General features: G+C 32.0%; 25 protein-coding genes, 3 pseudogenes and 1 other annotated feature. Of the genes and pseudogenes, 5 read left to right on the top strand and 23 right to left on the bottom strand.

The window, feature by feature from the left end; genetic code table 11:
* Window positions 1-23: 23 nt before the first annotated feature.
* The 11 genes and pseudogenes from AC0IXC_RS04000 to AC0IXC_RS03950 all read right to left on the bottom strand — a co-directional run bounded on the left by AC0IXC_RS04000 (window position 24) and on the right by AC0IXC_RS03950 (window position 8,759).
* Entirely contained in the window at window positions 24-467 is a 444-nt protein-coding gene (locus AC0IXC_RS04000) for an NUDIX hydrolase (protein ID WP_002192873.1), read from the bottom strand.
* A gap of 184 nt (window positions 468-651) precedes the next feature.
* Window positions 652-1,067, bottom strand: a pseudogene (locus AC0IXC_RS03995) (GNAT family N-acetyltransferase).
* 179 nt (window positions 1,068-1,246) lie between these two features.
* Window positions 1,247-2,455, bottom strand: coding sequence for an L-lactate MFS transporter (locus AC0IXC_RS03990; protein WP_002013226.1), 1,209 nt, complete (start codon window positions 2,453-2,455; stop codon window positions 1,247-1,249).
* 279 nt (window positions 2,456-2,734) lie between these two features.
* Window positions 2,735-2,878, bottom strand: coding sequence for a hypothetical protein (locus AC0IXC_RS03985; protein WP_002013225.1), 144 nt, complete (start codon window positions 2,876-2,878; stop codon window positions 2,735-2,737).
* A 31-nt stretch (window positions 2,879-2,909) separates the two neighbouring features.
* Entirely contained in the window at window positions 2,910-3,938 is a 1,029-nt protein-coding gene (locus tag AC0IXC_RS03980; RefSeq protein ID WP_471652609.1) for a serine hydrolase domain-containing protein, read from the bottom strand.
* Between the two features lie 113 nt (window positions 3,939-4,051).
* A complete protein-coding gene (locus AC0IXC_RS03975; protein WP_002032388.1) occupies window positions 4,052-4,327 on the bottom strand; it encodes a heterocycloanthracin/sonorensin family bacteriocin in 276 nt (91 codons plus the stop codon).
* 199 nt (window positions 4,328-4,526) lie between these two features.
* Window positions 4,527-4,973: an NUDIX domain-containing protein gene (locus AC0IXC_RS03970; protein WP_002032390.1), complete on the bottom strand. Its 447-nt coding sequence runs from the start codon at window positions 4,971-4,973 to the stop codon at window positions 4,527-4,529.
* Window positions 4,974-5,345: 372 nt separating this feature from the next.
* Window positions 5,346-5,915, bottom strand: coding sequence for a DUF4256 domain-containing protein (locus AC0IXC_RS03965; protein WP_215591263.1), 570 nt, complete (start codon window positions 5,913-5,915; stop codon window positions 5,346-5,348).
* Between the two features lie 183 nt (window positions 5,916-6,098).
* Window positions 6,099-6,563 (bottom strand): GNAT family N-acetyltransferase, encoded by a 465-nt coding sequence (locus AC0IXC_RS03960; protein ID WP_002032392.1) that lies wholly within the window; start codon window positions 6,561-6,563, stop codon window positions 6,099-6,101.
* A gap of 77 nt (window positions 6,564-6,640) precedes the next feature.
* On the bottom strand, window positions 6,641-7,564 hold the full coding sequence (locus AC0IXC_RS03955) for a nucleoside hydrolase (RefSeq protein WP_002189748.1): 924 nt from the start codon (window positions 7,562-7,564) through the stop codon (window positions 6,641-6,643).
* A gap of 283 nt (window positions 7,565-7,847) precedes the next feature.
* On the bottom strand, window positions 7,848-8,759 hold the full coding sequence (locus AC0IXC_RS03950) for a DMT family transporter (protein ID WP_471652608.1): 912 nt from the start codon (window positions 8,757-8,759) through the stop codon (window positions 7,848-7,850).
* Between the two features lie 152 nt (window positions 8,760-8,911).
* On the opposite strand from AC0IXC_RS03950, the gene pdxR reads away from it, so the two are divergent.
* Complete coding sequence (gene pdxR / locus AC0IXC_RS03945; protein WP_471652607.1) at window positions 8,912-10,345, top strand: MocR-like pyridoxine biosynthesis transcription factor PdxR; 1,434 nt, start codon at window positions 8,912-8,914, stop codon at window positions 10,343-10,345.
* Between the two features lie 45 nt (window positions 10,346-10,390).
* Here the strand turns inward: pdxR and AC0IXC_RS03940 are convergent, their stop codons facing one another.
* Complete coding sequence (locus AC0IXC_RS03940; protein ID WP_471652605.1) at window positions 10,391-10,921, bottom strand: DUF4269 domain-containing protein; 531 nt, start codon at window positions 10,919-10,921, stop codon at window positions 10,391-10,393.
* Window positions 10,922-11,096: 175 nt separating this feature from the next.
* Between AC0IXC_RS03940 and AC0IXC_RS03935 the strand changes: the two genes are divergently transcribed.
* On the top strand, window positions 11,097-11,564 hold the full coding sequence (locus AC0IXC_RS03935; protein WP_471652603.1) for a DUF2306 domain-containing protein: 468 nt from the start codon (window positions 11,097-11,099) through the stop codon (window positions 11,562-11,564).
* 144 nt (window positions 11,565-11,708) lie between these two features.
* The gene (locus AC0IXC_RS03930; RefSeq protein ID WP_471652602.1) at window positions 11,709-12,122 is read left to right on the top strand and encodes a magnetosome magnetite crystal formation protein family; all 414 of its coding nucleotides are present in this window, start codon (window positions 11,709-11,711) and stop codon (window positions 12,120-12,122) included.
* A gap of 133 nt (window positions 12,123-12,255) precedes the next feature.
* On the opposite strand, the gene AC0IXC_RS03925 is transcribed toward AC0IXC_RS03930, so the two are convergent.
* Both AC0IXC_RS03925 and AC0IXC_RS03920 read right to left on the bottom strand, forming a co-directional pair.
* Window positions 12,256-13,131: a glycerophosphodiester phosphodiesterase gene (locus AC0IXC_RS03925; RefSeq protein ID WP_471652601.1), complete on the bottom strand. Its 876-nt coding sequence runs from the start codon at window positions 13,129-13,131 to the stop codon at window positions 12,256-12,258.
* 46 nt (window positions 13,132-13,177) lie between these two features.
* Window positions 13,178-13,978, bottom strand: a complete 801-nt coding sequence (locus AC0IXC_RS03920; protein ID WP_471652600.1) for a GNAT family N-acetyltransferase — start codon at window positions 13,976-13,978, stop codon at window positions 13,178-13,180.
* Between the two features lie 507 nt (window positions 13,979-14,485).
* Between AC0IXC_RS03920 and AC0IXC_RS03915 the strand changes: the two genes are divergently transcribed.
* Window positions 14,486-15,184 carry a hypothetical protein gene (locus AC0IXC_RS03915; RefSeq protein WP_012261012.1) on the top strand — a complete coding sequence of 233 codons (699 nt, stop codon included), beginning with the start codon at window positions 14,486-14,488 and terminating at the stop codon, window positions 15,182-15,184.
* A 91-nt stretch (window positions 15,185-15,275) separates the two neighbouring features.
* Here the strand turns inward: AC0IXC_RS03915 and AC0IXC_RS03910 are convergent, their stop codons facing one another.
* Window positions 15,276-15,659, bottom strand: a complete 384-nt coding sequence (locus AC0IXC_RS03910) for a winged helix-turn-helix transcriptional regulator (RefSeq protein ID WP_002032407.1) — start codon at window positions 15,657-15,659, stop codon at window positions 15,276-15,278.
* 143 nt (window positions 15,660-15,802) lie between these two features.
* On the opposite strand from AC0IXC_RS03910, the gene AC0IXC_RS03905 reads away from it, so the two are divergent.
* The gene (locus AC0IXC_RS03905) at window positions 15,803-16,672 is read left to right on the top strand and encodes an SDR family oxidoreductase (protein ID WP_002189755.1); all 870 of its coding nucleotides are present in this window, start codon (window positions 15,803-15,805) and stop codon (window positions 16,670-16,672) included.
* A 151-nt stretch (window positions 16,673-16,823) separates the two neighbouring features.
* On the opposite strand, the gene AC0IXC_RS03900 is transcribed toward AC0IXC_RS03905, so the two are convergent.
* From AC0IXC_RS03900 to AC0IXC_RS03865, 8 genes and pseudogenes are all read right to left on the bottom strand, one after another.
* Window positions 16,824-18,128, bottom strand: coding sequence for an MFS transporter (locus tag AC0IXC_RS03900; protein ID WP_471652599.1), 1,305 nt, complete (start codon window positions 18,126-18,128; stop codon window positions 16,824-16,826).
* Window positions 18,129-18,241: 113 nt separating this feature from the next.
* Window positions 18,242-19,465, bottom strand: a complete 1,224-nt coding sequence (locus AC0IXC_RS03895; RefSeq protein WP_471652598.1) for a methyltransferase domain-containing protein — start codon at window positions 19,463-19,465, stop codon at window positions 18,242-18,244.
* A gap of 152 nt (window positions 19,466-19,617) precedes the next feature.
* Entirely contained in the window at window positions 19,618-20,424 is an 807-nt protein-coding gene (locus AC0IXC_RS03890; protein ID WP_002032412.1) for a DegV family protein, read from the bottom strand.
* Window positions 20,425-20,616: 192 nt separating this feature from the next.
* Entirely contained in the window at window positions 20,617-21,123 is a 507-nt protein-coding gene (locus AC0IXC_RS03885) for a DUF3189 family protein (protein ID WP_002013190.1), read from the bottom strand.
* A 79-nt stretch (window positions 21,124-21,202) separates the two neighbouring features.
* Window positions 21,203-21,670 (bottom strand): CcdC protein domain-containing protein, encoded by a 468-nt coding sequence (locus tag AC0IXC_RS03880; RefSeq protein WP_002032414.1) that lies wholly within the window; start codon window positions 21,668-21,670, stop codon window positions 21,203-21,205.
* Window positions 21,671-21,839: 169 nt separating this feature from the next.
* A pseudogene (locus tag AC0IXC_RS03875) lies at window positions 21,840-22,010 on the bottom strand (GNAT family N-acetyltransferase); the annotation flags it as partial.
* Between the two features lie 57 nt (window positions 22,011-22,067).
* A pseudogene (locus AC0IXC_RS03870) lies at window positions 22,068-22,271 on the bottom strand (penicillin-binding protein); the annotation flags it as partial.
* 113 nt (window positions 22,272-22,384) lie between these two features.
* Window positions 22,385-23,623 (bottom strand): MFS transporter, encoded by a 1,239-nt coding sequence (locus AC0IXC_RS03865; RefSeq protein ID WP_002189759.1) that lies wholly within the window; start codon window positions 23,621-23,623, stop codon window positions 22,385-22,387.
* A 65-nt stretch (window positions 23,624-23,688) separates the two neighbouring features.
* Window positions 23,689-23,946: a binding site (T-box leader), on the bottom strand.
* Window positions 23,947-24,031: the final 85 nt, after the last annotated feature.

Here is a 24,031-nt window from a genome sequence, read left to right as displayed (position 1 = left end):
CCGCCTTAAATGAAATACTATCTTTATGAAGATTGATGAATAATAGTTCCATTAAAAATATAAGGAACTGTTTCTTTCTTTTGTAAAAGGCTTTTTAAGTGTTCTGGTATACGTAAATAAGGTTCTGCTGAATCTAATTCCATCCAGGTAATCTCCTCAATCTCTTTTGGCCGTGATATACAGATTTCCCCTCCGATTATTTCTCCTAAAAAATTAAAGAAGATTGCATGATGTCCTCTCTCCACAAAAAAGGCTTCACTAATGGAACAAACCCCTTTTACAGATATGTCTAGCCCTGTTTCTTCTTTTACTTCACGAATTGCTGCCTCTTCTAACGTTTCCCCGAATTTAACTGCTCCACCTGGTAAAGTGTAATAAGACCCATTTTCCCCTTTGTTTTTAACCATTAATAGCTTTTCATGAGTTTCATCATATAGAAGTGCGTATGTAACATTTACTTTTTTCATATGTAACCCCCTTGAATGGTGAAAATTTTCTGTCTTTATTTTATTCTATCATTAAATTGTTTGGATTCATAAAAAGTAATTTGAGTAAATAACTAATACGAAACGATATCGTGTTCATAGACACACAAAAGAAAAGAGCATATTTTGAAAAAGATTAATCATAATACACTCTTTAATGATTCATTTATAACCTTTTTTCTAAATAGTAATGATTATGCCCTTTAGGATGATCTTCACTTACCCCTATCACTTTATACCCATGCTTCTTATAAAAATTAGGGGCTTGGAAACTAAAAGTATCTAATTTGATTAGCCTACATTCTTTTTTTATTGCAAATTCTTCAATAAGATTCATTAAATTGCTTCCATAACCTTCATGCCTGTATTCTTCAGAAACCCATAGGAAGTCAACATATACATGATGCCAGAATGTTATTGCTGTTATCCCTCCTACTATTTCTTCTTTTGCATTTTTTACTATAAAACTAACCGTTTCTGAAGGTGTTTTTTCTTCATTTGAAAGTTGCTTTTGGTTATATTCAATTACTTTTCTCTTATGTAATCACTATCTTCTTGTACCCATTGCTTTACTATTTTCATTTTAACTAGCACGCTCTTTTATGTTATTTATTCAATTTAATAATCGGAATTCCCTATCTTCTTTAATGTTAGTTATGTAGTAAGTACAGGGACAAAATTAGATTATTTGAATGGCATCCATTGTTTATACATTATGCTGTAATGAAAAAGAGCCCTAGCATAAGGACTCTTTCTTAGCATTAAGCTATTTTTCGATTTAACTGTTTTATTTCCTTCTTCTTTTCTGCATTTGGAGGGCGGATTACTATAGAGATAACGAAAGATATAACACATAGAACACCGATTGTAATGAAGGTTGGTTGAAATCCGCCAAGTAGTGCTCCAATGAATGATCCTGCAAGTGCACCAAATCCGAAACCTTGGTAAACAATCCCGTAGTTTGTACTATGGTTTTTTAATCCGAAGAAGTCTCCCACAATGGCTGGGAATATGGTGATATTACCACCAAAGCAAAAGGCGACACTTGCTACACAAGCAAAATAAATCCCGTAATTTAGTGGAATAAAACTTAAAGTGAAGACGGATAATCCAATAATAATAAATGTAGCCGAGACGATTTTTAATCGGCCTATTTTATCTGATAACGTTCCAAGAATAATTCTACCTATTGTATTAAAGATTGCGATCATTGCGACGGCATTTGCGGCAGTCGCTGCACTAAGACCAACGAGCTGCACCCCGATGTCTTTTACCATACCGATTAAATACAGTCCGCCCATACATGATGTGAATAACATGAAAAATAAGAGATATACTTGTTTCGTTTTCATCATTTCACGCGGCGTATAATCATTGTGTAATGTTTCAGTTGCAGTGTTACTTACAATTGCTTCACGTAAGAAGAATGATCCTATCAACACTAATAGTAAGACGATAATACCCCAGTATAAAAATGCTTGTGATACTCCAAGACTGTTGATAAGATTTCCGTTTATATATCTAAAGATTAAGCTTCCCATTCCATATGCCGAAACAGATATACCAGAAATAAGTCCTTTACGGTTTGGAAACCATTTAATTAAATTAGATAGTGATGTAATATATGCTGTTCCATCAGCGTATCCAACGACAACACCGGCTAACAAATAAAGTAATGGTAATGAGGAAACTTGTGAACTAAGTATTAAACCGAGTCCTAAAACAATTCCTGCAGTAGCGATAAGTTTACGAAGCCCAAATTTTTGTTGTAGCTTTCCTGCAAATAGAGTTGAGAATGATAAAGAAAAACTCGTAATTGAGAACGTAATCGCGACTGAATTGAGGTTCCATCCAAACTTACTTACAAGGGGTTGATTAAATAAACTCCATGTGTAAATTGTTCCTAGGCCAATTTGAACAATGATTGTACCTAGAACAATTAGCAATGGATTTATAGATGTTTGTTTCATGCTAACTGTCCCCTTCTTTTATCATGACATGAATTTTCACAGTTAGTATATCCATGATAAATTGCAAGATACTGTACGGAAAATGGAAATTGAGTTAGCTTACACAAAAAAGACACTTCATCAAGAAGTGCCTTTTTGTAGGTTATATACAGCATTTAAAGAAAGCTTTGTTAAGATAAGACATTTTCGAATGCTTATGTATATATGTTATCAAATAATTTGCTGAAAGTGATGAGACTTAAGACGTATTTTTCTTTCATAAATAAGTCGGAGAGAAAATTAATATTCAATTTCCTCAAAGTCTTTCGGCTGCGGTACAGTTTGCATATTAGCTGCATCTTTCGGATCGCTATAAATCGCGTTTTGTTCTGTGTTTACATCCTTTATATTTTGCTTTTTATTTTTATTCACTTCATTTTTCATTAAAGTTCACTCCTTTTTATTATAGGAGTAGTTATACCCTAACCATAGTATTTTTACTGCTACTAAATGTATCAGTGACTAAATTGCTAAATTCACGTAAATAATATAAATAATTATCCCCACCATAGTTGTATCTTTTATTGTACATTTTAGCAACGACGACATTATATTCTGGAATGACTAATATCGTTGGTCCTGTAATTCCTAATATTTGATAGGAACCTTTAGGAACTCGCTCACCAAGTTCGCTAAATAAAGAAGGTTCATTTTGAACGAACCAAAACAACCCGTTTTGAGGTAGTTCTTTATTTGTATACTCTGGACTTTGTAAGCTCGTAGCAAGTGCTATAACTTCTTTTGGCACAATTTGTTTACCATTTAAAAACCCTTTATTTAAATGAAGGTTACCCCAAAATGCAAATTCTCTCGCAGAGACAAAAAGATTTTTCTCGGAGCCTTCATCTACTGCACCAACACTACTTATTGCATCTTCATCTGGATTTACAACAACCTTAACTAAATTATCATCTTGTTTTATTCTCCATCCAGTTTCCTTGAAGTCAGCAGGTATGAATACACGCTCCTTTAATAGTTCAGGAAAACTTTTGTTATACAAGTGATAAATAAGCTGCGTCACCATTCTTACATTAATATCTCTGTACGCCCAAGCTTGTCCCGGCTCAAATTCACGAAAAGCTGTCCCATCATCGGTTTCATTTAAACCGTGTGAATGAGTTACTAAATGTCTTATCGTTGTCTTTCCAAGTAATGAAGGATCATATTCTTTAAAATAATTTACAGCCTCGTCATCAAGAGATTTTATTTTCCCCTCATAAACTGCATAAGCTACCATTAATCCTAAATAGCTTTTTCTTGCGGAAGCGACATTGAATTGTGAAGATATAGTTACTTTTTTACTAGTAGGAATATTTGAATGCGCTCCACTATAATGCTCTAGCACAATCTTATTATCTTTCATAATACAAAGTGCTGCCGTAGAACTTTGATTTGTCTCTTTAATGTTTTCTACCCATGAAATTAATTTTTCATATTTGTACAAATAAATATCCCCCTAAAACATATAAAAATAACAGCATGAAAGAAAAGTTTCAATACATTATAACTTTGCATCTGTACTTTTCTTTCATGTGAAATATTATTGATCTATAGTACTTAAATAATCCACCAGTTCCAGCAATTAGAACAGCTGAAACAACCAACACAGCCTACACAACCTACGCAACCGCCGCAACGTCCGCCGCCACAACCACCACAGCGACCACCACATCCGCCACAACGTCCGCCGCCACCGCATCCGCCACAACGACGTGCATCGTCTTGAATGTAGTAATATGGATATTGATTTTGTTGTTGATCCCAATACACAACATTACCAGGTTGATAAGCATTAAGGTTTAACGCTTGTAGTTCTTGTTGAAACTCATTCATTATGAAACCCTCCATTTACAAATGTAAATTCCGTCCAAATTTTCGAGTTTATTTACTTTTAAAAATAAAGTAGAAATAAGGCTATAGACTAAATGCGTACATCAACAAAATATGACTTTACACTAGGTGATGTACCTTGTTTATGAGCCTATTTTCTTTATATTCTTTTAGTGGACGGAATTAATATAAATAGAGACAATTAAAAGTTACTAATCCAGCAAGTTAATAGTTCATCACTTAATTTTCTTTCTAGTAATTCTTTTACTGAAGGTGTCGGCATTATTGTATAGGAATTTATATTTTCTTTATTAAAATCAATCCAGTGAAATGCTAAATGGGACTCTTTAGATATTGGAGTGAAATCGGATTTTAACTCATTTGAATCAATTTCAAAAATGTGGTTAATTTCATGGTGGAGGGTTTCTTTGGCTTGCCATTGATTTTCTATGACGCCTAAAAATTGTTTTATACTGCAAGTTACTCCAAGTTCTTCTCGTAACTCTCTTATTAGTGCATTCTCTGCTGATTCCCCAATTTCAACATGGCCACCGGGTAAAAAATAGTGATGGCCTATGTATTCAGCGACTAGTAGTTTTTCATCTTTTATCATGATAGCTCGTACAATATGATGGAATTTACTTTTCATTTTGTATTCCTCCTAATCATCCACTTTATACTTGCTCGAAAATTTTCATTTAAAAGCGGGATAATATAAATCATAGGTGTTTCATATGGGTGAATTTCATTGATAATTGCAAGAGTACCTTTTACAAGTTCTCGTTTATACGTTAATTAAAACTAATAATTTTGATAAATGATTCTAAAAAAGAGTATGTTTATGATGAAAATTATCAAAACATACTCTTAATATTTTTAGTTGATTCATTCTTTTACAATAAGGTTTGATTAGCCCTATTCTTTGCGGCCTCAAAATCGAATCCGTAGCTAAAGTATGCAATCACTACTATTCCCTAAGCAAATCTATTCTCTACTTCAAATTTACCTGCCTGTACAAATTTTAGACTCTTAACGAACCACGAAAGCCTCTTGCGGCATAGTAAGATTCTGCCCCATTGTGATACACAAAGACGTGTCCAAAGCGATAATCGCAAAAAAGGGCACCGCCAAGTTCTCTAATATCAGAAGGTGTTTGCACCCAACTCGATGTCTTCAAATCGAAATCCCCAAGATTTTGAAACGTACGATATTCTTCTTCCGTTAATAGTTCAATACCCATGGCAGTTGCCATATCAATAGCGTTATTTTCTGGTTTATGTTTCTTTCTTGATTCTAGCGCTTCAAGATCGTAACAAACACTTCTACGACCTTTAGGACTTTCTGCTGAACAATCATAAAAAATATATTCGCCTTTTTCTTTATCAAAATCAACAACATCAGGTTCGCCACCAGTTCGTTCCATTTCGTTGAGCGACCACAACTTTTCAGTATTAGCATCCAGCCTTTCTTGAACATTAGCCCATTCTAAACCTTTATGACGGTTCATATTATTCTCAAAACGATCTTTCAATGTTTGTAGTAATTCTTCACGTTGCTCTAGTGACAACTCTTTTTTATTGCTTTCTTTCATATTAGTTCCTCCATTGATGTTTTTATTAATGATAGTTTAAGTATATATAAATACTGTTTTATAATAAAATGTTTAAATAATTGCGTGAATTGAGTTTGCGATAATTTATATGAATTAGTACAACCAATTCTCCGCGATATGACCCTTTAACGGAACAACTTATTGTTTCAAAACAGTATATCTTTATTTCAATAACAATAAGCGATATACTTCCTCACCGTCATATACATTTCCTAATGGTTTAAAATCATAACATTCATATAGTTTCTTTGCAGAAATATTATCTTTATGGACAGTTAATCTAATTTCCTCACACTCTTTAAAGTTATTTTTTATTAAGTTAATGATTTCCTGTAATGCTGCTTTTCCATATCCTTTTCCTTGCTCTTTTTCATCAATGATAAATCCGTTAATCCAATACATATCTGTTGACTCTCGCACAAAAGCATGCATAATAAAACCAACTATAAGGTCACCATCATATATAGCGAATGGAATATATTCGACATTTTCACCATCTGGTTTTATGTATACTTTAGCAAGTGATACTGCCACTGCCGGAACAAAGTGTATTTGGTTTTCTTTAACTTGTAACTTTAATGCGTCTTCCCAATTTTCTCTCGTAACAATTTTTAATTGGACGTTCACTATTTTAAGCTCCTTTAAAAAGAGAATTTATCTTTTATATTCAACGGAGTGAAATGATTCCCTTTTTCGACATCAACTTATAACATGATTTTCATAAAATCCTGAATAAATTTTTCCTCATCTAATTGTAACGCTATACGCGCCCCTTCAGATTTAGAGTGTGGACGAAAATCAGCAAAAGTTTGTCCCTTCGTTTCGCCACATATATCCACAGTCACTTTTCGGGATGTATAATTTAAAAATGTAGGATTCACTAAACCGCTTATAGCAAGTACATCGTGTAATAATGGCCCTTCAATATATGGATTGAGTTTTTGGTATGCTGATAAATAATAATCGTACAGGGGTTTCATAATCGGCTTAAATGGATTTTGTGTATTAACTAAAATATAAGTAAATACACTTGGGGTTAAAACCGTTTTATTTGTTACATTTAAAGGGAATAACGTTATATTTTTCGCTTGCTGAAATACAATTTGACTTGCTATAGGATCTCCGTACACGTTTGCCTCTGCTAATGGAGTAACATTCCCTGCTTCTAAAAAGACACCACCCATAAAATAAATTCCTTTTATATTTAACATCAAGTCGTTCCATAAATTAAAAGCAATCGCTAATGAGGTAGATCTTCCTACATCGACAATTGTTAAATCTTCTCCATACTTTACAAGAATCGCAGCAATACTACCAAAATTGTATATAGGAATAGATAACACACTTTCCGGTACATGGATGGGCCCTAATCCTTCTGGTCCATGAATTTCAGGGTAATACGTTGTAATTTCATTTGTAAGTGGGCCTGTTGCACCGCTAATTACAGGAATATCTTGTCTGTTTGCTAACTGTAAAATATATGCGGCATTATGAGCGGCATGTATATGTTCAACATTTCCATATCCAGTTACGATACCAACGATTTCAATTTCAGGATGCAGTAAGCCATACATAATTGCAAACGAATCATCAATACCTGGGTCTCCAAAAAATAAAACCTTCTCCAAGAAATGCACTCCTTTCATAGGTAAGATAATTATGTATATGTGGAAATAATTTAAATCTATACAGTTCTAAGCAAATATTAATGGTGAGTAATGTATTGATAAAAAAGAACTAGCATTATGCTAGTTCTTTTGCAGATAAATAATCTACCAGTTTAATTAAATCTTGTACAAATATTGGACTAGCTGATTTTAATATAGATTTTTTTCACTATATTTATAGAACTGAAAGCCTGTTATTAATCCGAAATTTTGCATTTAAATTGCAAATACTCGCAGGGATGTCTTACCATACTTTTTCACTCTCAATTTGCTTATAATCATCTTTATTAAATGTTAAATGAGCAATCACAACTCCAAGTATAGTAATTCCTCCTCCAATTATTGAAACAAAGGTTGGCACCTCACCTAACCATATCCAAGCGATAAAACATGCAGTTACTGGTGTTAAATATAGAGAACTTGTTGCCTCAGAAGCACTGGCATGGGATGTAATATATGCTAATGCAATATACGGCAGTACTGTCGGGAACACACCTAAATATATAACACTCAAAGTAACTTCTATAGGAGCTGCTACAATTTCTTCATAAATCCCTGGCAAAAAAATAAGCATAAATACAGTACCAGACCAAATTGTATATATTGTAAATGGCAAGAAACCGTACTTTTTTAAGTATGGACTTTGAAAAACGAAAAATAGACTTTCTGAAATTGCCGCCAATAAAATTAGTAATCCCCCACTATTCAATTGAATGGAATCTCCTTGACTTAACGATAAAAAAGCAATTCCTACAAAACTAATTACACCACCGATCCAACCATTTAATTTCATTTTTTCATTCAAAAAAACAGAAGCAAGAATTGCCGTTAATATAGGTGTTACTGATACAATTAAACTAGCAGGTCCAGCATTCACACTCTTTTCACCGTAGTTCAGTGCAATATGATAAATTGTAAATCCAAGAGCACCAAATATAAAAATTACTGGAATATCTTTCAAATCAGGTAAACGTAATTTGTATATAAGTGAAAACAGAAAAAGAATCAAAGAAGCGATTAATAATCGTAGCAAAGTAAGGTGTTCAGGGGTGTAAGCTTCAAGCCCCATCCGAATTCCTGGAAAAGCTGTTCCCCATATAAGAATCGTAAAAGCGTGAGCACATACAATACGAAAATCCCATTTTTTATTATGCATATTTTCTCTCCCTCTCCAATAAACCAGCCATTTTCTAATTACCAATTATTTCTTTTCATCATATTTAATAGTTGATACAATGTCTTCAACCAGTTAATCCTCGAAAAAACCAACCACTTTGCATTTTTAAAATGAATGAGGGAGTTTTTAATATGTCTACTGATAAAAAACTGCCTAAATATCGGCAGATAATAGACTATATGAAAGAAAAAATTGAATACGGAGAATGGCCGATTGGAAGTAAGGTTCCTAGCCAGCGGCAGTTAGCGAAATTATTTCATGTAAATCGTAGTACTGTAATAACTGCACTAGAAGAACTTATGGCAGATGGCTTAATTCAAGGGAAAATCGGGTCAGGAACAATTGTAACGAATAATACATGGTCATTATTAGCCACCAATCCCCCGCCCGATTGGAGTGAATATGTAAAGGCTGGTATTCATAAACCAAGCAAGTTAATGGTACGGGAAATAAATGAAGCAGAAGCAAATAAAAAATTGATTCATCTTAGTAAAGGAGAACTCGCACCTCATCTTTTCCCGTTAGAAACTATGCAATTCATTATGCGTAACGTATGTGAGGAACTAGATTATTTCGGATATGAAGAACAAAAAGGATATCTCCCTTTACGTGAAGCAATAAGTAATTATGTAAAATCATTTGGAATAAATACATCACCAAGCTCTATATTAATAGTCTCTGGTGCATTACAGGCATTACAATTAATATCAATCGGTCTTTTACATAGAGAGTCAACTGTTTTACTTGAACGACCTTCTTACTTATATTCTCTTCACGTATTTCAATCGGCTAATATTCACCTTTCTGGAATACAGATGGATCAACATGGAATTATCCCTAATGATTTGTTAAGAAAAATTAATTATAGTCAAAAGAAAAATATTTTATATTCGATTCCTTGTTTTCAAAATCCGACGAGTGTATTAATGTCCAAGGATCGACGAAAAGAAATACTAAGAATATGCGAAAAAGAACAATTGCCTATCATTGAAGATGATATTTACCGTGAGTTATGGATGGATGAACTACCGCCCCCTCCTTTAAAGTCGATGGATAAATATGGACATGTTTTATATATCGGTAGTCTATCTAAAACACTTAGCCCAGGACTTAGGATTGGTTGGATTATCGGACCAGAGCCTGTTATTGAGAGATTATCAGACATAAAAATGCAAACTGACTATGGGTCAAGTTCTTTATCTCAAAGAGTTGCTGCAGAATGGTTCAGTAGAGGTTTTTATGAGGAGCACGTAGCGAATGTAAGGATTCATCTAAAAGAACGAAGACAAATAATGATACAAGCATTAAATATGTACTGTGCTGACATTACTACATGGGATATTCCTAGTGGTGGATTTTTTATATGGCTAAGGGTAGTGCCTAACATTTCGATGAAAAAACTATTTTCAGAGGCTCAATCAAAGGGAGTTCTTTTTAACCCGGGACGTATTTATGAAGAAGAATCAGATCAGTTTATACGTTTATCTTATGGCTATTCTTCCCCTGAACAAATTACTCAAGGTATTATTATATTAAGTAATTTGATTCGTAAGTTAATGGCATAATAAAAAAATCCTCTTTTTATAAAGAGGATTTTTTGTGTGCCTTTTTTACCATAATCTCATTTCCTGTCCTAATAAAATAAGTTCTTTATAGGGATCACCGTCAATGTTTAATACTTGAGCAAAAGCCGGTTCTGTTTTTAACCCTTGTTCTTTTAATTCAATTACTTCTTCTCTAATGTGTGTGTGCTGCATTAATAGCATGTGCTCCACTATCATATGTTTATATGCATTTTGGTTACGTACTGGCCGCGGTTGAGCAAATAATTCAAATTCAAAACCTTCAAATTGAAAATTCACCTTTATTGTTAAGATATTTTTAATGATTTTCTTTTTCATTTCAAATCCTTCGTATGAGCCATACAATGATCTAATTTCCTGTTCAAAAAAATCATAATTATGTACTTCCATTACAATGTCTAAGTCAGAATGAAGGGTATCAACTCTAATAGGGATTGTCCCGCAAAGTACAGGGCTATATAAAGCTAAATCCTCTATTATGTTTAGTTTATTAATAACTTCGTAAACTTTTTGTTGCTTATCATTCCCAGATTGTAAATATGTAATAGATGTAAACATAGAAGTCTCTCCTTCATTTAACGTAATACTCGTCTCACTAAATTTGAGAAAAAATTTAATCATTCCATTTTGTTCTAGGAGTACCTTTATTTCAATATATTAAGGCGAACTAACTATATTGTTCAACTTTTCTCCTATACTGCAATACTATAAAAATAAAAAAGGAGGAACTTTTATGAGCATTTTCAACATTCTTTTGACCATACACATATTATTTGGAACCATATGTTTAATTACTGGTATTGTAGCGATGGTTGCTCAAAAAAAGAAAGGAAAACATACGGAATGGGGCGAAATATACCATGCGTCCTATGTTGTCATAACCCTTACTGCAATTATATTGTCTATTTTAAACTGGGATAAAATCGCATATTTATTTTATGTAGCAATTATCTCTTATTCATTTGCGATTTATGGCTACCTTGCAAGAAAAAAGCGTTGGAAAAATTGGATTCGCCACCATATTAGAGGTATGTTAGGCTCCTATATCGGTGCCGTAACCGCACTTTTAGTAAACGTCGGAATTCATATTCCAATTATTAATTTACTGCCGCCTATATGGTTTTGGTTTTTACCTACCTTAATTGGCATTCCTCTCGTAGCCAGTGTATCAAAAAAATATAAAGAACAGAAGAAAAATTAGTTGCATTTTGATTACTTTCTGAGTAATCTTATGAAAAATTACGCTTAATACAGCGAATAGCATGATTATTTTGATTCAATATAACCTATGATATAATAGGTTATATTGTTTTTTACCATCTAAATTAAATATAGGAGGATTTTAATGATACTATCACAAGATAAAAACATTAAACTAGTGATACATGCAATTACTTTATTATCTTTCTTGGCCTTTTTCCTCTTTGGTAATACACTTTTCTTTATACCGCTCATACTTTATTTCGTTTTCAAATCACAAAGTATAAAAGAGATGAATCTAGAATCAGCCCTTTTCCAATTTGGAGTATGGCTCGCTGTATTTCTTTGGAACTTCGTAGTAATCCGTACGATTATGCTTTCTTTATTACACATTGACTTGAGTACAAATTCCTTATTTGTTATTTTTGGAACAATTCCACTATATACAATACTTTTAGCCGCCATAATTTTAGGACCACTTAAAGGGATTTTATATGAATTACAAAATAAAGAATTTCATTATCCTATTGTTTCACGATGGGTGCATAGAACTAAATAAAAAGAATCCAATATTTTTATTGGATTCTTTTTATTTTCTCTTTTGCATAGTTATTTAAACTTCGGCTCAATGTATTCAATTATGTTACCATCAGGAAAACAGCCGTACATCATTTCCTATCGGGTAATTCTTTTTATTTATGATTTTTCAAATCCAATATTGAATGTAAACGATCCGGATAATTAGTAAACATGCCGTCTACACCCCATACTAGTAACTTTTGCATATCTTTTTCATTATCTACTGTAAATGGATGCACTTCTAATCCATATTTCTTTATTTTTTTTACATAGGCTGCATCAATATATTTAAAGTTCATCCCTAGGCCAATGCAGTATTTTTTATAATTCTCAATTTCTAGTTCTGTTAATTGCACTGCTTTTTTATATGATAATAATTGTACTAACGGTATATTATCATTTAAACTGTGAATCTTTCGCAGACTTTCTTCACTAAATGATTGAATAATAACTTTATCATTTATTTGGTAGTGATTAATAATTTCTAATAGTTTTTCCTCCATTCCAGGATATTCATCTGGTGATTTTGTTTCGATATAATAATTAGCATTATGTCCAAACGTTTCAATAATCTCTTCTAATATTGGAACTTTAGTATCTTCAAATTCTTTCTTTGCTAAATTTGGATGCTTTTTATTGAAAAAAGAACCTGCATTCAGTTGTTTTATTTCATCTAATGTATGATCTTTTACAAAACCAGTACCGTTTGTTGTGCGGTTTAATGTTTCATCATGCATAGCTACTAAATGTCCGTCTTTTGTCATTTGGAGATCTATTTCTATATAGTCACCTTTTAATTGCTGTCCTAATTGATACGCTTCTAATGTATGTTCCGGTGCATATGCAGAAGCCCCTCTATGCGCAATATTTTTAATATGATTTGATTGATTAATAGCTTTTGTATATTTTTGTTCATTTACTTGCTGAAAAACAAAGATGCTTATTACTGTGAAGAAACAAATGATTGTAATTATAGATGTTTTTTTCATAACGGTATGTTAACTCCTATATTTAAAACAATTTGACTTGGATGATTTACTCAAATAAATGCCGATTTTCAAAAACAGTCATTTGTCCTACAACTTGAAAGCCGGATTTTTTATAAATATTTATTCCATCAGGTGAAGCTTGTAATACACAATACGTATTTTTTAATTGTTTTGCTTCTTGCAGCAGGAAATTAAACATAGTAGAGCCAAAACCTTTTCCTCTCATTTCTTCTTTAGTCGCTATATCATAAATACCGACACTATCTTTCGTACATACTAAAGAGCCAACAGATACTACCTCACCTTTATAAAGACCTAAGTATAGTTTCATATTATCGCTATTCCATAAATTTAAAGAAGAAATTTGATTATAGTATGCTTGTACATTTTTACCTTCCTCTGATGTACCAAATAGATTAGCTAACGTTTCTCCAAACTTTTTGATTTGTCCTGAAGAAGATGCTTTTTGTATCGTAAAACCTACTAGCATGTTTATTCTTGGATGAATTGTTTTTAATTCTGCTACCATCGCGATATTCTTTTCAGCTTCTTTTAAACCAAGTTTGATTAATTCGCTTTTTATAGTCTGTTCTTGCTTATCATCCCAAAACCAAACACTCATTGGAAATTTCTTTTGATTATAGCATTCTGCCTCCTTATATAATTTCTCGATTCCTTCCGTTACATTACTATTTAGTAGTGTGATAATATTAAATGTATCTGCAGGTAATCCGCAGTCGACAGTAATGTAATCCTTCGTTTCTTTTACATCCATTCCATTTACCTGCCGCGCAATATATGAGGTTTTATATGTAAAATTGTCTATTAGTAACTGTTTATAATTCATTCATTTTGCTCCTTTCATAAAAATTCGTATTCGAATCCTTCAGTATTAAATATATCATATAAGAAATGTACCTATTTCTATAAAAATATCTCTATAAATCACTCTTTGCGCCCTAAAAGAATTAAAAATGATATAACGTTGTCGGAATGAAAAAAGTGGTATATAATAAATATTAACATTACTAGTAATTATTTTAGGTATTCCTAGAATAAAGGAGCGATACATATGAAAATTACTATTTATTTCGGAAGTCATGAAGATCAAGATGTTCGTACTATGGACTGTCATTTAGATGTAGAAGATACAGAAGAGATTGTATCTGTATCTTAATATAAATAATGGGATGAAACCTCTTCCCTGCAACGTTTAAGGCACCTTTTATAGGTGTCTTTTTTATTGTTTTTTCGTCAAAAACCCTTTACTTTAGTGCGTTTTAATAGTAAAATATAGATATACGAACAAATGTTCTTTTTTAATTTATTTGTACATGAAGGGATGATTTCAACAATGACTCAAGCAAAGCGCAGAGGAAGAAAAAAGCAAACACCTATTATTTCAAATACAGGCTTTATCGGCTCTGTCTTTATTGATACATTGGAGTTACAAAAGAAATCCTATTATTTCGCTCGTAAAAAACTTCAAATTGTGCATCACGTACTAGATGGTCTATCTGGAGCAACGAGTGCATTATTTAAAGAACATAATACCGCTGCATACATGTCATGTGTGTATTTACATAAACAAAAGAAAATCGGCTTCGTTCTTTCAACAAAACCTTTTGAACAAAGTGATGGTGTTTCTTATTTTATAAATTATTTAATTGAAAAGAATTTTTACGGTAACGAAGAAGTAGAATATCAAGAAGTATTTAATACAGGTTTTATTGGTGTAGTATTCGCGGATTTATCTAGTATAGATCGCTTTAATTTTGAGTTTGAAATGGGTATGTTAACGAAATTAATGAAAGATATGATTATTCCGGTTAAAGAGCTCTTTTTACGCCACAATGTACCGGCTTACATCTCCACTTCTCATTTAGAGGAGCAAAATAAATTAGGTTTCGTTCTATCTGTAAAGCCATATGATGAACGTGCAGAAGCAGATTTATACTTTGAAACATACTTAAAAGAACGAGGGTTATTTATTGGTGATGAAGAGGATGATATTGATAAGATTGTTATTAGAAAGACGGCTGAATTACGATAGTTTTCCAGTACAACTTACATTAATAAATTTTTCAGTATTTAATTTGAACTTAATACCTTCCTATTGGTAATAGGAAGGTATTAATAATTTATTAGTCCTTATGCTTTTCATACATCTCTATTTTTTTATTTAGTAAATCTTTACCCCAGACTTGCATTGCTTCTAATACAGGTATAAACTTTTTCCCCTGCTCTGTTAAAGAATATTCTACCTTTGGTGGAACAACTTTATAAACTTCTCTGTGTACTAACTCGTCCTCTTCAAGCTCTCTTAATTGTCTAGTTAAGATTCCTTTTGAGATACCAGGTAACATCCTCAATAATTCATTAAACCTAATAATTTCATTTTTGCTTAAATGCCACAAAATCACGATTTTCCATCTTCCTGCAATTGCATTTTGGGTAACTGTTAATGGACAAATTTCTTGCTGTGTTTCTTCAGAAACCGATTCATCTTGATAACTAAAACGTGCCATAATAAAATCTCCTTTTTCGCTAAGTACTATTTTTATGACTATGTTATTAAATTGTGCCTACTTACATAAATCCTTCTTAAGAAATAGTATATGTAATGTATACAAAAATCAAAAATAACGATGTATGTAACGGAGGAGATTGTATGAAAGTTTTAGTAACAGGTGCAAACGGAAATTTAGGTTCTAAAATTGTTGAGTATTTACTTACCAGATTATCAATTGAAGAAATAATTGTTGGGGTACGTGATGACAAGTCTGAAAAAGCACTTAGCTATAAGGAACAAGGCTTAGAAGTACGTGTAACGGATTTTGAAAATCAAGAAACCTTGTTTTCAGCATTCAAAGATGTTGATCGTTTATTCATCATGTCAACATTTGGTGACTTTGATACAGTTATACGTCAGCATACAAATGCAGTAGAAGCTGCCAAAGCAACAGGTGTAAAACAAATTATTTATCCAAGTGTTACAAGAGCAGAAGGAAATGACTTTTTCCTAGCGGGCATGCATAGAGCACGTGAAGTAGCAATTATTGAATCAGGTATTCCTTATGTGATTCTGCGTAACAACTGGTATGTAGAAAATGAACTTGGTACAATTCAAAGCTGTATGGCTGGTGCCCCTTGGGTGACTTCTGCAGGAGAAGGGAAAATCGGTTGGGTATATCGTCCGGATTTAGCTGAAGCAGCAGCGAATGTTTTGGTAGCTGATGGTCACAAAAATAAGATTTATGAACTTTCTGGTGAAAATTTAAAACAACAGCAATTTGTTGATACATTAAGTGAAGTATTAGGAAAAGAAATTCCTTTATTAGAAGTAGATGACTCTTCTTATGAAGGAATGTTAAAAGGTGCTGGAGTACCTGAAGCCTACCTTCCAATGTTAGTAATGATTCAAAAAGGGATTCGTGAAGGAGGATTAGAATCAACACATACCCATTTGAATTTCTTATTAGAACGTCAGGCTACACCATTAAAGCAAGCATTAACACATTTATTAGTAAATACAAAATAGATAAATCAAATAATAAATTTTGTATTTAAAAAAGTGCCTTTACTTCGACCACCTATCACTTTAGTTAAAGAAGGATTTTTAAACAACATTATTATTTTTTAAAGGACTTTATTGCAAAATAAGCATCTTTTTTGTTACTTAACAAGTTCACTTAGCTACGCAAAACACTATAATCTTTTGAATGAATTTCTAAATTTAACTTATTTGAGTAAGCCTTATTCAAAATAAGAAATACTATCCCTCCTGTAATTGGAAGCGTGTAAGCAGGGATATAATTTAATACTAATCCTGATAATGCCAATGCTATTGGCTGCATCATTTTACCTATACTTAATCCAATACTGAGTACCCTCCCCCTATATTCATCAGGAATCTCTTTTTGCATGAAATAAATTAAAGGAATATCAATTAACGCTATTATTAGCCCTAAAAAGAACATAACGACACAATACATAATAACGTATACAAAATCATTTACTTCAAAACTTTTGAATAGAACTGGAATTCCTGAAATAATCATAAAAACTGCCAACATTGAACTTAGCTTTTTCAAAAGATAAGAGTAAGAAAAACGATTAGTTATCTTTTTTACTAAAATTGCACCAATTATCATCCCTACTGGAAAAGTCCCTTGAATGATACCAAATTGCTTAGAACTAAGATTGAGAACTGTGTTAATAATGTATGGCAATGGAACAGTTACAGCAAACCCTAAGAAGAAATTAAGTGAAATTAAAATTCGAAACGTATTCTTTAAGCTTTCCTTTTCAATTAAGTATGAAAACCCCTCTTTTATATCTTTAATAAAATTAATTCTCCTTTTTGGGCATTCCTCATTTATATTGAACTCGAACAGTTTAAAATGAATAAATGCTATGGATATACCCGAAAGAATAAATGAAATACCGTTTATAATTATAAAAATTTTAATATCAAAGACTGCAAAAACGATGCCACCTAACATAGGACCGAGAATTAAAGATACAGAATCGATAATTTTACTTATAGAGTTAATACTCATAAGCCGCTCTTTAGAGACGATATTTGGTTTTGCGGCTTCTAATCCTATTCCAAAAAATGTTGTAAATACCGTCATAAGAAAGGTAGTAGTATAAATGATGAATAAGTTTAATCCATAATAGCTGCTTAATATATAAACAGTTATTAATAAGCATCCACTTAGTAAATCCATACAAATAACCAGTTTCTTTTTATCAACCTTATCAGCAATTACACCGGCAAATGGATTCATAACAATCATTGGAATCGTTCCTAAAATGAGCGTAATCGCAAAATTTAACGCAGATCCGGTTATTTGTAAAACATATAATCCTAATGCGAAACTATATATAGAGCTACCGAATATTGATACTGTTTTTGCAATTGAATATAAACAAATATTTCTTAGTTCTTGGTTTCTTTTTTTATTTTCTATATGTAATCGTAAACTTCCCATAACATTTCCCTCCCGCTGAACTTTGTATTACGTACAGTGTAAGTTCTCGGGTCAACCCAATATCAATATGCTAGTATTAAAAACTTTTAAAAGAAAAATTAAAAAAGATGGGGTTAACCCCATCTTTTTCCGAAAAATGAATATGTATAAATTTCTTCTCCTTGAACAAAGAAATCCTCGTATTTTCCTCCTCGTTCTATATATTCTGAAGTTCTTTCATCTATGGAATTAAACTGTAGCTTTTGGATTTCTCCCTTGACTTTTGAAGACGTAAAATTACCTCTTAATCTAGTTGTAATTTGGCTATTTATGCTAAAATTTTTAAATACAATAAATGAACTTAATAAATAACAATCAGGTTTGAATAGATAGTTTAATTCGTGCAATAAAAAATTTTCATGCTCAAAACTGTAATTACTTGTACCAGACTGATCAATTACAATATCAACAGAATGATTCTGAATAGGTATACTTAAAAAATCAGCGCAAATAAAAAGAATGTTTCTTTTGGAATTTCTTTTTTCAATTACATCTTTTAAAAATAGAAGTTTATTCAAATCTCGATCAACAGCAATATATAAACAATCTTCTGGTAGTTCTTCATAAATATTTCGTAAAAAGAACCCAAGACCCGATCCTAAATCAAGTAGTATTTTGTTATTTAAATCCAATTGCATTAGTTTCTTTTTCGCCCATTCTCCTTCTCTATGCATATTTTCCAAATATGCAGTATCAGTTTCATGAATATAATCTGAAATAGAACTTTCAAGTGAAGATCGCTCATATGCTTTAAATAAATTGCCAGCTGTTAGAATACCTGAAGTAATAATGTATTCTTCCCCACAGTTACAAATTAACTTTCCCTCTGTAATTTGATTGCAATTAATAATTCCATTTTGAAGAATTAGGTTTTTGCTACACTTAGAACATGTAAGTAAATGAAGTACGCTTAAATCTATCCCAATAATAGAATTCGGAGTTTCAATTGTTAGCGATAAATCATTTAACACTTCTTTTAATTTATCCCTTCTCTCCTCTAAAATTTGTATTTCTTGTTCAAACATTTCGTATTTCGATTTAAATAAAGATTGGTAAAGAGTATCTTTTTCGTAATTCATAGATTTTGCTAAATTTTGATAAAGAAAAAGTTCTTTAATTTCATTCAAACTAAAACCTAGCCATTTGTACTCTAATATAAGCTCTATATCTTTTTGACAATACTCATCAAAAAAATAATGGCTACCCTTCTTTTCAGGAATAATTAGTCCGAGATCCATATAATGTCTAATTGTATCTATACTTATATTGTTTTTTTCTCCAAACTTTCCGATTTTCATAATATCACTACCATTATAATATTTGTTTATACATACTTCTTTTTTTTAGTAGAAAATCCTTTTATCTATACATTATTATTTATGATACGAGAATGATGTAATGAAGCTTTTATATAATAAAAAAACCCGCGAATTATTCACGGGTTTTCCTCTTAATAACTAATTGCTATTGTTCCTTCACCTGCATGAACAGCAAATGAAATCGGCAATGGATAAAGCTTGAAATCCATTTCAGGGAATGCTTGTTTAATATCTAAAATCCATTCTTCAGCTCCATCTTTATCGTTAGCATAGAACATATGAAGTACTTTTGGTAATTCTTTTTCAAGCTCATTTTTAATGTATTCTCTACATTTTTGGATTTTACGCACTTTCTTTTCAAGTAAAAGTTCCCCGCCTTTTACTTCTAAGATTAAGTTGACACTTAATAAACTTCCAAGTAAAAATTGAACTCCCTTTACTCGACCACTTGCATATAAACCTTTTAAGCTTTTTGGAAATACATAAAAAGGCCTTCTTTTTTCATCTACTAATGTTTTATGTATATCTTGTAAAGTCATACCATCATTGTATAACGTTTTAGCTTTTCTCAAAAGTTCATCCATTGGATAACTTGTCGTTTCACTATCTAATACAGTTAAAGGGAAACCTGCCATATCAGCAGCTAACTTCATATTTTGATAGGTCCCACTTACTTTTCCGCTAATAGCAACTGCAAAGCCTTCTTCATATTCTTCTTTGCATTTAGTAAATAATTCTACCATTTCCCCTATGTTAGGTTGCGAAGTAGTAACTGTTCTTCCATCATTTAACGCTTCATAAAGATGTTTATGAACTCCTTCTTCACAATCCTTATAAGACACTCCATCAATAATAACTTCAATTGGGATAACAAAGTTATCACCATCTGTTGTAAAACTCGCAGTTGTACTATCAGTAAACCAAGCAACACGCTTCATGTTGTTCCTCCCTTATTCTGTTCCTCTTTTCTGACTTTTCTATATATTTATCTTACGAAAAGAGAATATCCCCTGTAATAGTAACAGGACTTTATTATTTTGGCTATAGTAGATGTAATAATAAATGTGAATGTTTTTTGTCTATTTATCAAAAAAAAGAAAACCACAAAATTTCCCGGCCTTCTTTTAACATTACTTAAATGTTTCGTTATCTAAAATTACAACATAATCATTCGTCAATCGGCCAGCTTCTTTCGTATAATTAACAAGCCTTTGTATGTTATCACAGCTAAGTTTTGCTCCCCATACGAGTAATGGTACGCCGATAAAGTCGATATGGAACCTTCTAGAAAACAGACCACCGAAAGTCATTGGTAAAGGAACTGTTGGTGATGTATTAGAAAAAATAATCTTTTCATGGCTGTGATAATGTTTTTGCAGAATCTCTCCTAAATGCTTCATCGCAGGTACAACGACTTTGGATGCCCCGCACCCAATTGTATATACAGGATTCCCATATTCATCTTGTCCATGAAAAATAATCTTTCCCATATCCTCTGTTTTCAATTTATTAAAGTAATCTACATTTAATATTTCTTCTTTCGTTAACTTACGATCTGTTGGTAATTTATTTAAATGATAAGCTGCAGCGAGTGCAGTTGAATGCGTTCCACCGAAATCTGTGTAAATGAATATCATATTATCATCCCTTGTTGTAAAAGTTCAATATTATTTAGTATTACCGTTCACAGCGTTGTTAAACAAGGGACGAATGTATTTACGCTTTTTGTGTTAATTCATTATATTTTTTCCAAATATAATAGCGTCTACTAATTACGGTACCTAATGTGATACATAAAAAGGCATTCGTTACAACCATTAATGTGTGGTGAGTACTGCCAGGGAACATACTTTGCTTAATCACGATTTTCGCACCTAAAATAACAAGGAGAATAATTGTACTTAACCAATTTCCTTTTCGTAATACATGACCTGTTTCACTATCTAATCGAAATGTTAAAGCTTTTCCCCTAATAACTCCAAGACCCAATCCAATTCCAAGCATTGCAACGAAGAGAAGTCCTTGCAATATATTTAATTGTCCCATATGAATAATGGACTGGATTGTTACAAAGCACAGCAAAGCCGGAATGAGCCAAATACGATTAATATTCACTTTGTATTCCTTACCTTGAATTAATACAATTATAAGAATAACAAGTAGAATAACAAATAGAATATCCATTTAGAGTCCTCCTATATACTTGTTTACCTTTGAAAATTATATTCGTCTCTGTTCATATCATACTTGAAATACGATAGCTACTTTAATTTGTATAATATGGAATGTAATTTCCCATCAGCCTTAAGCATTATTTATAAAAGTAAAAAGACGTACTTTTTACACATACGTCTCCTACTACTTGGTCTTCATATATAGCTACTAGTTCAATTGCGGGATTTTCATATTTTTCTTTCGCTCTAAGTACATTGTCATAATATGCTGTATCTAAAAAAGATAACGCACGGCAACGTACCTAGCCTATTTCGTCTTCTTTTTTATATGCACTAATTTTTATATCCATGTAATTAAAAAGCTACTTCTATTTCTACCATTAGTTTTTCAGGTCCTGCCCCTTTATGATAGCAGTAAATAATTTGCATCTTGAGGCAATTCCAAATCTTGTTTGTAGTGTATTGTTTATACATTCACTTCGGTTAGCATATCCAAATGAATTTTCATAGATAATATCATCATCTTTTTTTATTAAGACTACCCCAGAAAAATCTATATTCTGATGTATTTCTTTTACAATTTTCTCTATTTGATCTTTTGTTTTTATCATAATAACCACCCTTGTTTATTGGTATTGTTCTTTCCCCTTATTATTTTTCCATATATAGGGTAAAGAAACCTCCTATTCACCCACCCTTTAGTTTCAAATAAAAATCAAGGTAACTATTTCGATTTTATTGATTCAGCGGAATATATCTTAGACTGCGATGGTAATAAGGTAAACACGCACAATATGATAGTAATAAGTAGCATTACCAGTACTCCTACAATGACCACAAGTTGCATAGAAGTGAATTGAGTTGCAACGCCGAACAGAATCGTTATAAAAATTGTTAAAACAGCTATAATGAGCCCGTATATACTCCCGATTCGTCCCATCATATGAACCGGAACGTTATTTTGATAAAATGTGTAAAATCCTGTATTTGCATATGCCATAGAGAAAGATAGAATAAAGAATCCGATAGCAGCTATTAAAAACTCACTTGAAAAAGCATAAATCAAATATCCGATTGCAATGAATAATGATCCTATCCCAATTAGAAATGAAGGTGCTAATTTTTTTGATAAAATTGTATTTGTTATGGCTCCTAAAATAAAACCCGCTCCAGCGATACTAACTAGGAAGCCATACTCACTATCTGTTAACAATAAAACTTCTTTCGCAAACGATAGTTCAAGTGAATCTATAGCGGTAGCTAAAACCATCATCCCTTGAAATAAGAAGTAAACACAAACAATATACATAGATTTTTTACTAAAATTTAAAACTATGTTCCAATCTTTCTTTAATACAGTTAGTGAAAATTTATCATTGGATGTATTAGAATCGTCTTTTTTATCAAGATTAGGTAAAAGTAATGTAATGAACCCTGATAACAGAAATGCTATAGCATTCATATATATAGCAAACTCTGGTGTACCAGTTATTAATAATATCCCCGCTACTGCTGGACCAATTAAAAATGCACCAGATCCTATTAAACTACGTAGTGAGTTGAAACGTTGTCTTTGCTCTACTGGAATTAATTTCGTCATATATGTCATAGCAGTTGGTTCATAAATCGCACTGGCCATGCTTATAAAAAATACTAAGAGATAGACAATCCAAAGGGATGGAACCAAGGGTAAAATAGCGATAAATACTACTCGATATATATCGAGGTGAATCATTAACTTTCGTTTATTTAAACGATCTATCATACTTCCTGACCAAGCGTTTGTAAATAAAGTGGCTAATGGTTTTATCACATATAAAGTAGCGACAGCTAAGGCTGAGCCACCCATATTATAGACAAGTACATTCAGTGCGATTAAATAAATCCATGCACCTAAATTCGCAATACCAACTCCGGACAATAGTAATAAAGGATATTTCCAATCTTTAAGTAATTTTTTCACTTTAGGCACCCACTTTCTAAATTGTTTTAAAAAAACAAAAAAATCCCACCCCCAAGACTTTTAGTCTTAGGGACGAGATTTATCATCGCGGTGCCACCCTAGTTTGTTAATATGTCGCCATATTAACCTTATCAGGTACTGCACTATTTTCATGCTTATACCTTAGCTCTATAACGGGAGCTCCCGTCACACCATCCACTTTTAAAAGGTTCCGATGTGCTGCTCAGAGGCTTGATTCAATAAAGAATTTTTGCTCCTTTTCAGCTAAATGGAGCTCTCTGTGAAAAATTCATTTTATCTACTCTTCTCTTCACTGCATTTGGTTTTTCCATATTATCACATAACTATTTAACTGTAAATAATAAATAATCAGATATTTCAAGCTATGCCAATGTTAATAGTCTTATT

The organism is Bacillus sp. AC266 (assembly GCF_979253805.1).
This window is presented reverse-complemented; position numbering and strand designations above follow the sequence as displayed.

Excerpts from the sequence above, each read along its gene's own strand:
- AC0IXC_RS03925 (WP_471652601.1), bottom strand. The coding sequence starts at position 13,131 with ATGAAAAAAACATCTATAATTACAATCATTTGTTTCTTCACAGTAATA.
- AC0IXC_RS03970 (WP_002032390.1), bottom strand. The coding sequence starts at position 4,973 with ATGAAAAGTAAATTCCATCATATTGTACGAGCTATCATGATAAAAGAT.
- AC0IXC_RS03975 (WP_002032388.1), bottom strand. The coding sequence starts at position 4,327 with ATGAATGAGTTTCAACAAGAACTACAAGCGTTAAACCTTAATGCTTAT.
- AC0IXC_RS03935 (WP_471652603.1), top strand. The coding sequence starts at position 11,097 with ATGAGCATTTTCAACATTCTTTTGACCATACACATATTATTTGGAACC.
- AC0IXC_RS03915 (WP_012261012.1), top strand. The coding sequence starts at position 14,486 with ATGACTCAAGCAAAGCGCAGAGGAAGAAAAAAGCAAACACCTATTATT.
- AC0IXC_RS03965 (WP_215591263.1), bottom strand. The coding sequence starts at position 5,915 with ATGAAAGAAAGCAATAAAAAAGAGTTGTCACTAGAGCAACGTGAAGAA.
- AC0IXC_RS03950 (WP_471652608.1), bottom strand. The coding sequence starts at position 8,759 with ATGCATAATAAAAAATGGGATTTTCGTATTGTATGTGCTCACGCTTTT.
- AC0IXC_RS03880 (WP_002032414.1), bottom strand. The coding sequence starts at position 21,670 with ATGGATATTCTATTTGTTATTCTACTTGTTATTCTTATAATTGTATTA.
- AC0IXC_RS03890 (WP_002032412.1), bottom strand. The coding sequence starts at position 20,424 with ATGAAGCGTGTTGCTTGGTTTACTGATAGTACAACTGCGAGTTTTACA.
- AC0IXC_RS03895 (WP_471652598.1), bottom strand. The coding sequence starts at position 19,465 with ATGAAAATCGGAAAGTTTGGAGAAAAAAACAATATAAGTATAGATACA.
- AC0IXC_RS03990 (WP_002013226.1), bottom strand. The coding sequence starts at position 2,455 with ATGAAACAAACATCTATAAATCCATTGCTAATTGTTCTAGGTACAATC.
- AC0IXC_RS03885 (WP_002013190.1), bottom strand. The coding sequence starts at position 21,123 with ATGATATTCATTTACACAGATTTCGGTGGAACGCATTCAACTGCACTC.
- AC0IXC_RS03900 (WP_471652599.1), bottom strand. The coding sequence starts at position 18,128 with ATGGGAAGTTTACGATTACATATAGAAAATAAAAAAAGAAACCAAGAA.
- AC0IXC_RS03940 (WP_471652605.1), bottom strand. The coding sequence starts at position 10,921 with ATGTTTACATCTATTACATATTTACAATCTGGGAATGATAAGCAACAA.
- AC0IXC_RS03905 (WP_002189755.1), top strand. The coding sequence starts at position 15,803 with ATGAAAGTTTTAGTAACAGGTGCAAACGGAAATTTAGGTTCTAAAATT.
- AC0IXC_RS03985 (WP_002013225.1), bottom strand. The coding sequence starts at position 2,878 with ATGAAAAATGAAGTGAATAAAAATAAAAAGCAAAATATAAAGGATGTA.
- AC0IXC_RS03930 (WP_471652602.1), top strand. The coding sequence starts at position 11,709 with ATGATACTATCACAAGATAAAAACATTAAACTAGTGATACATGCAATT.
- AC0IXC_RS04000 (WP_002192873.1), bottom strand. The coding sequence starts at position 467 with ATGAAAAAAGTAAATGTTACATACGCACTTCTATATGATGAAACTCAT.
- AC0IXC_RS03920 (WP_471652600.1), bottom strand. The coding sequence starts at position 13,978 with ATGAATTATAAACAGTTACTAATAGACAATTTTACATATAAAACCTCA.
- AC0IXC_RS03910 (WP_002032407.1), bottom strand. The coding sequence starts at position 15,659 with ATGGCACGTTTTAGTTATCAAGATGAATCGGTTTCTGAAGAAACACAG.
- pdxR (WP_471652607.1), top strand. The coding sequence starts at position 8,912 with ATGTCTACTGATAAAAAACTGCCTAAATATCGGCAGATAATAGACTAT.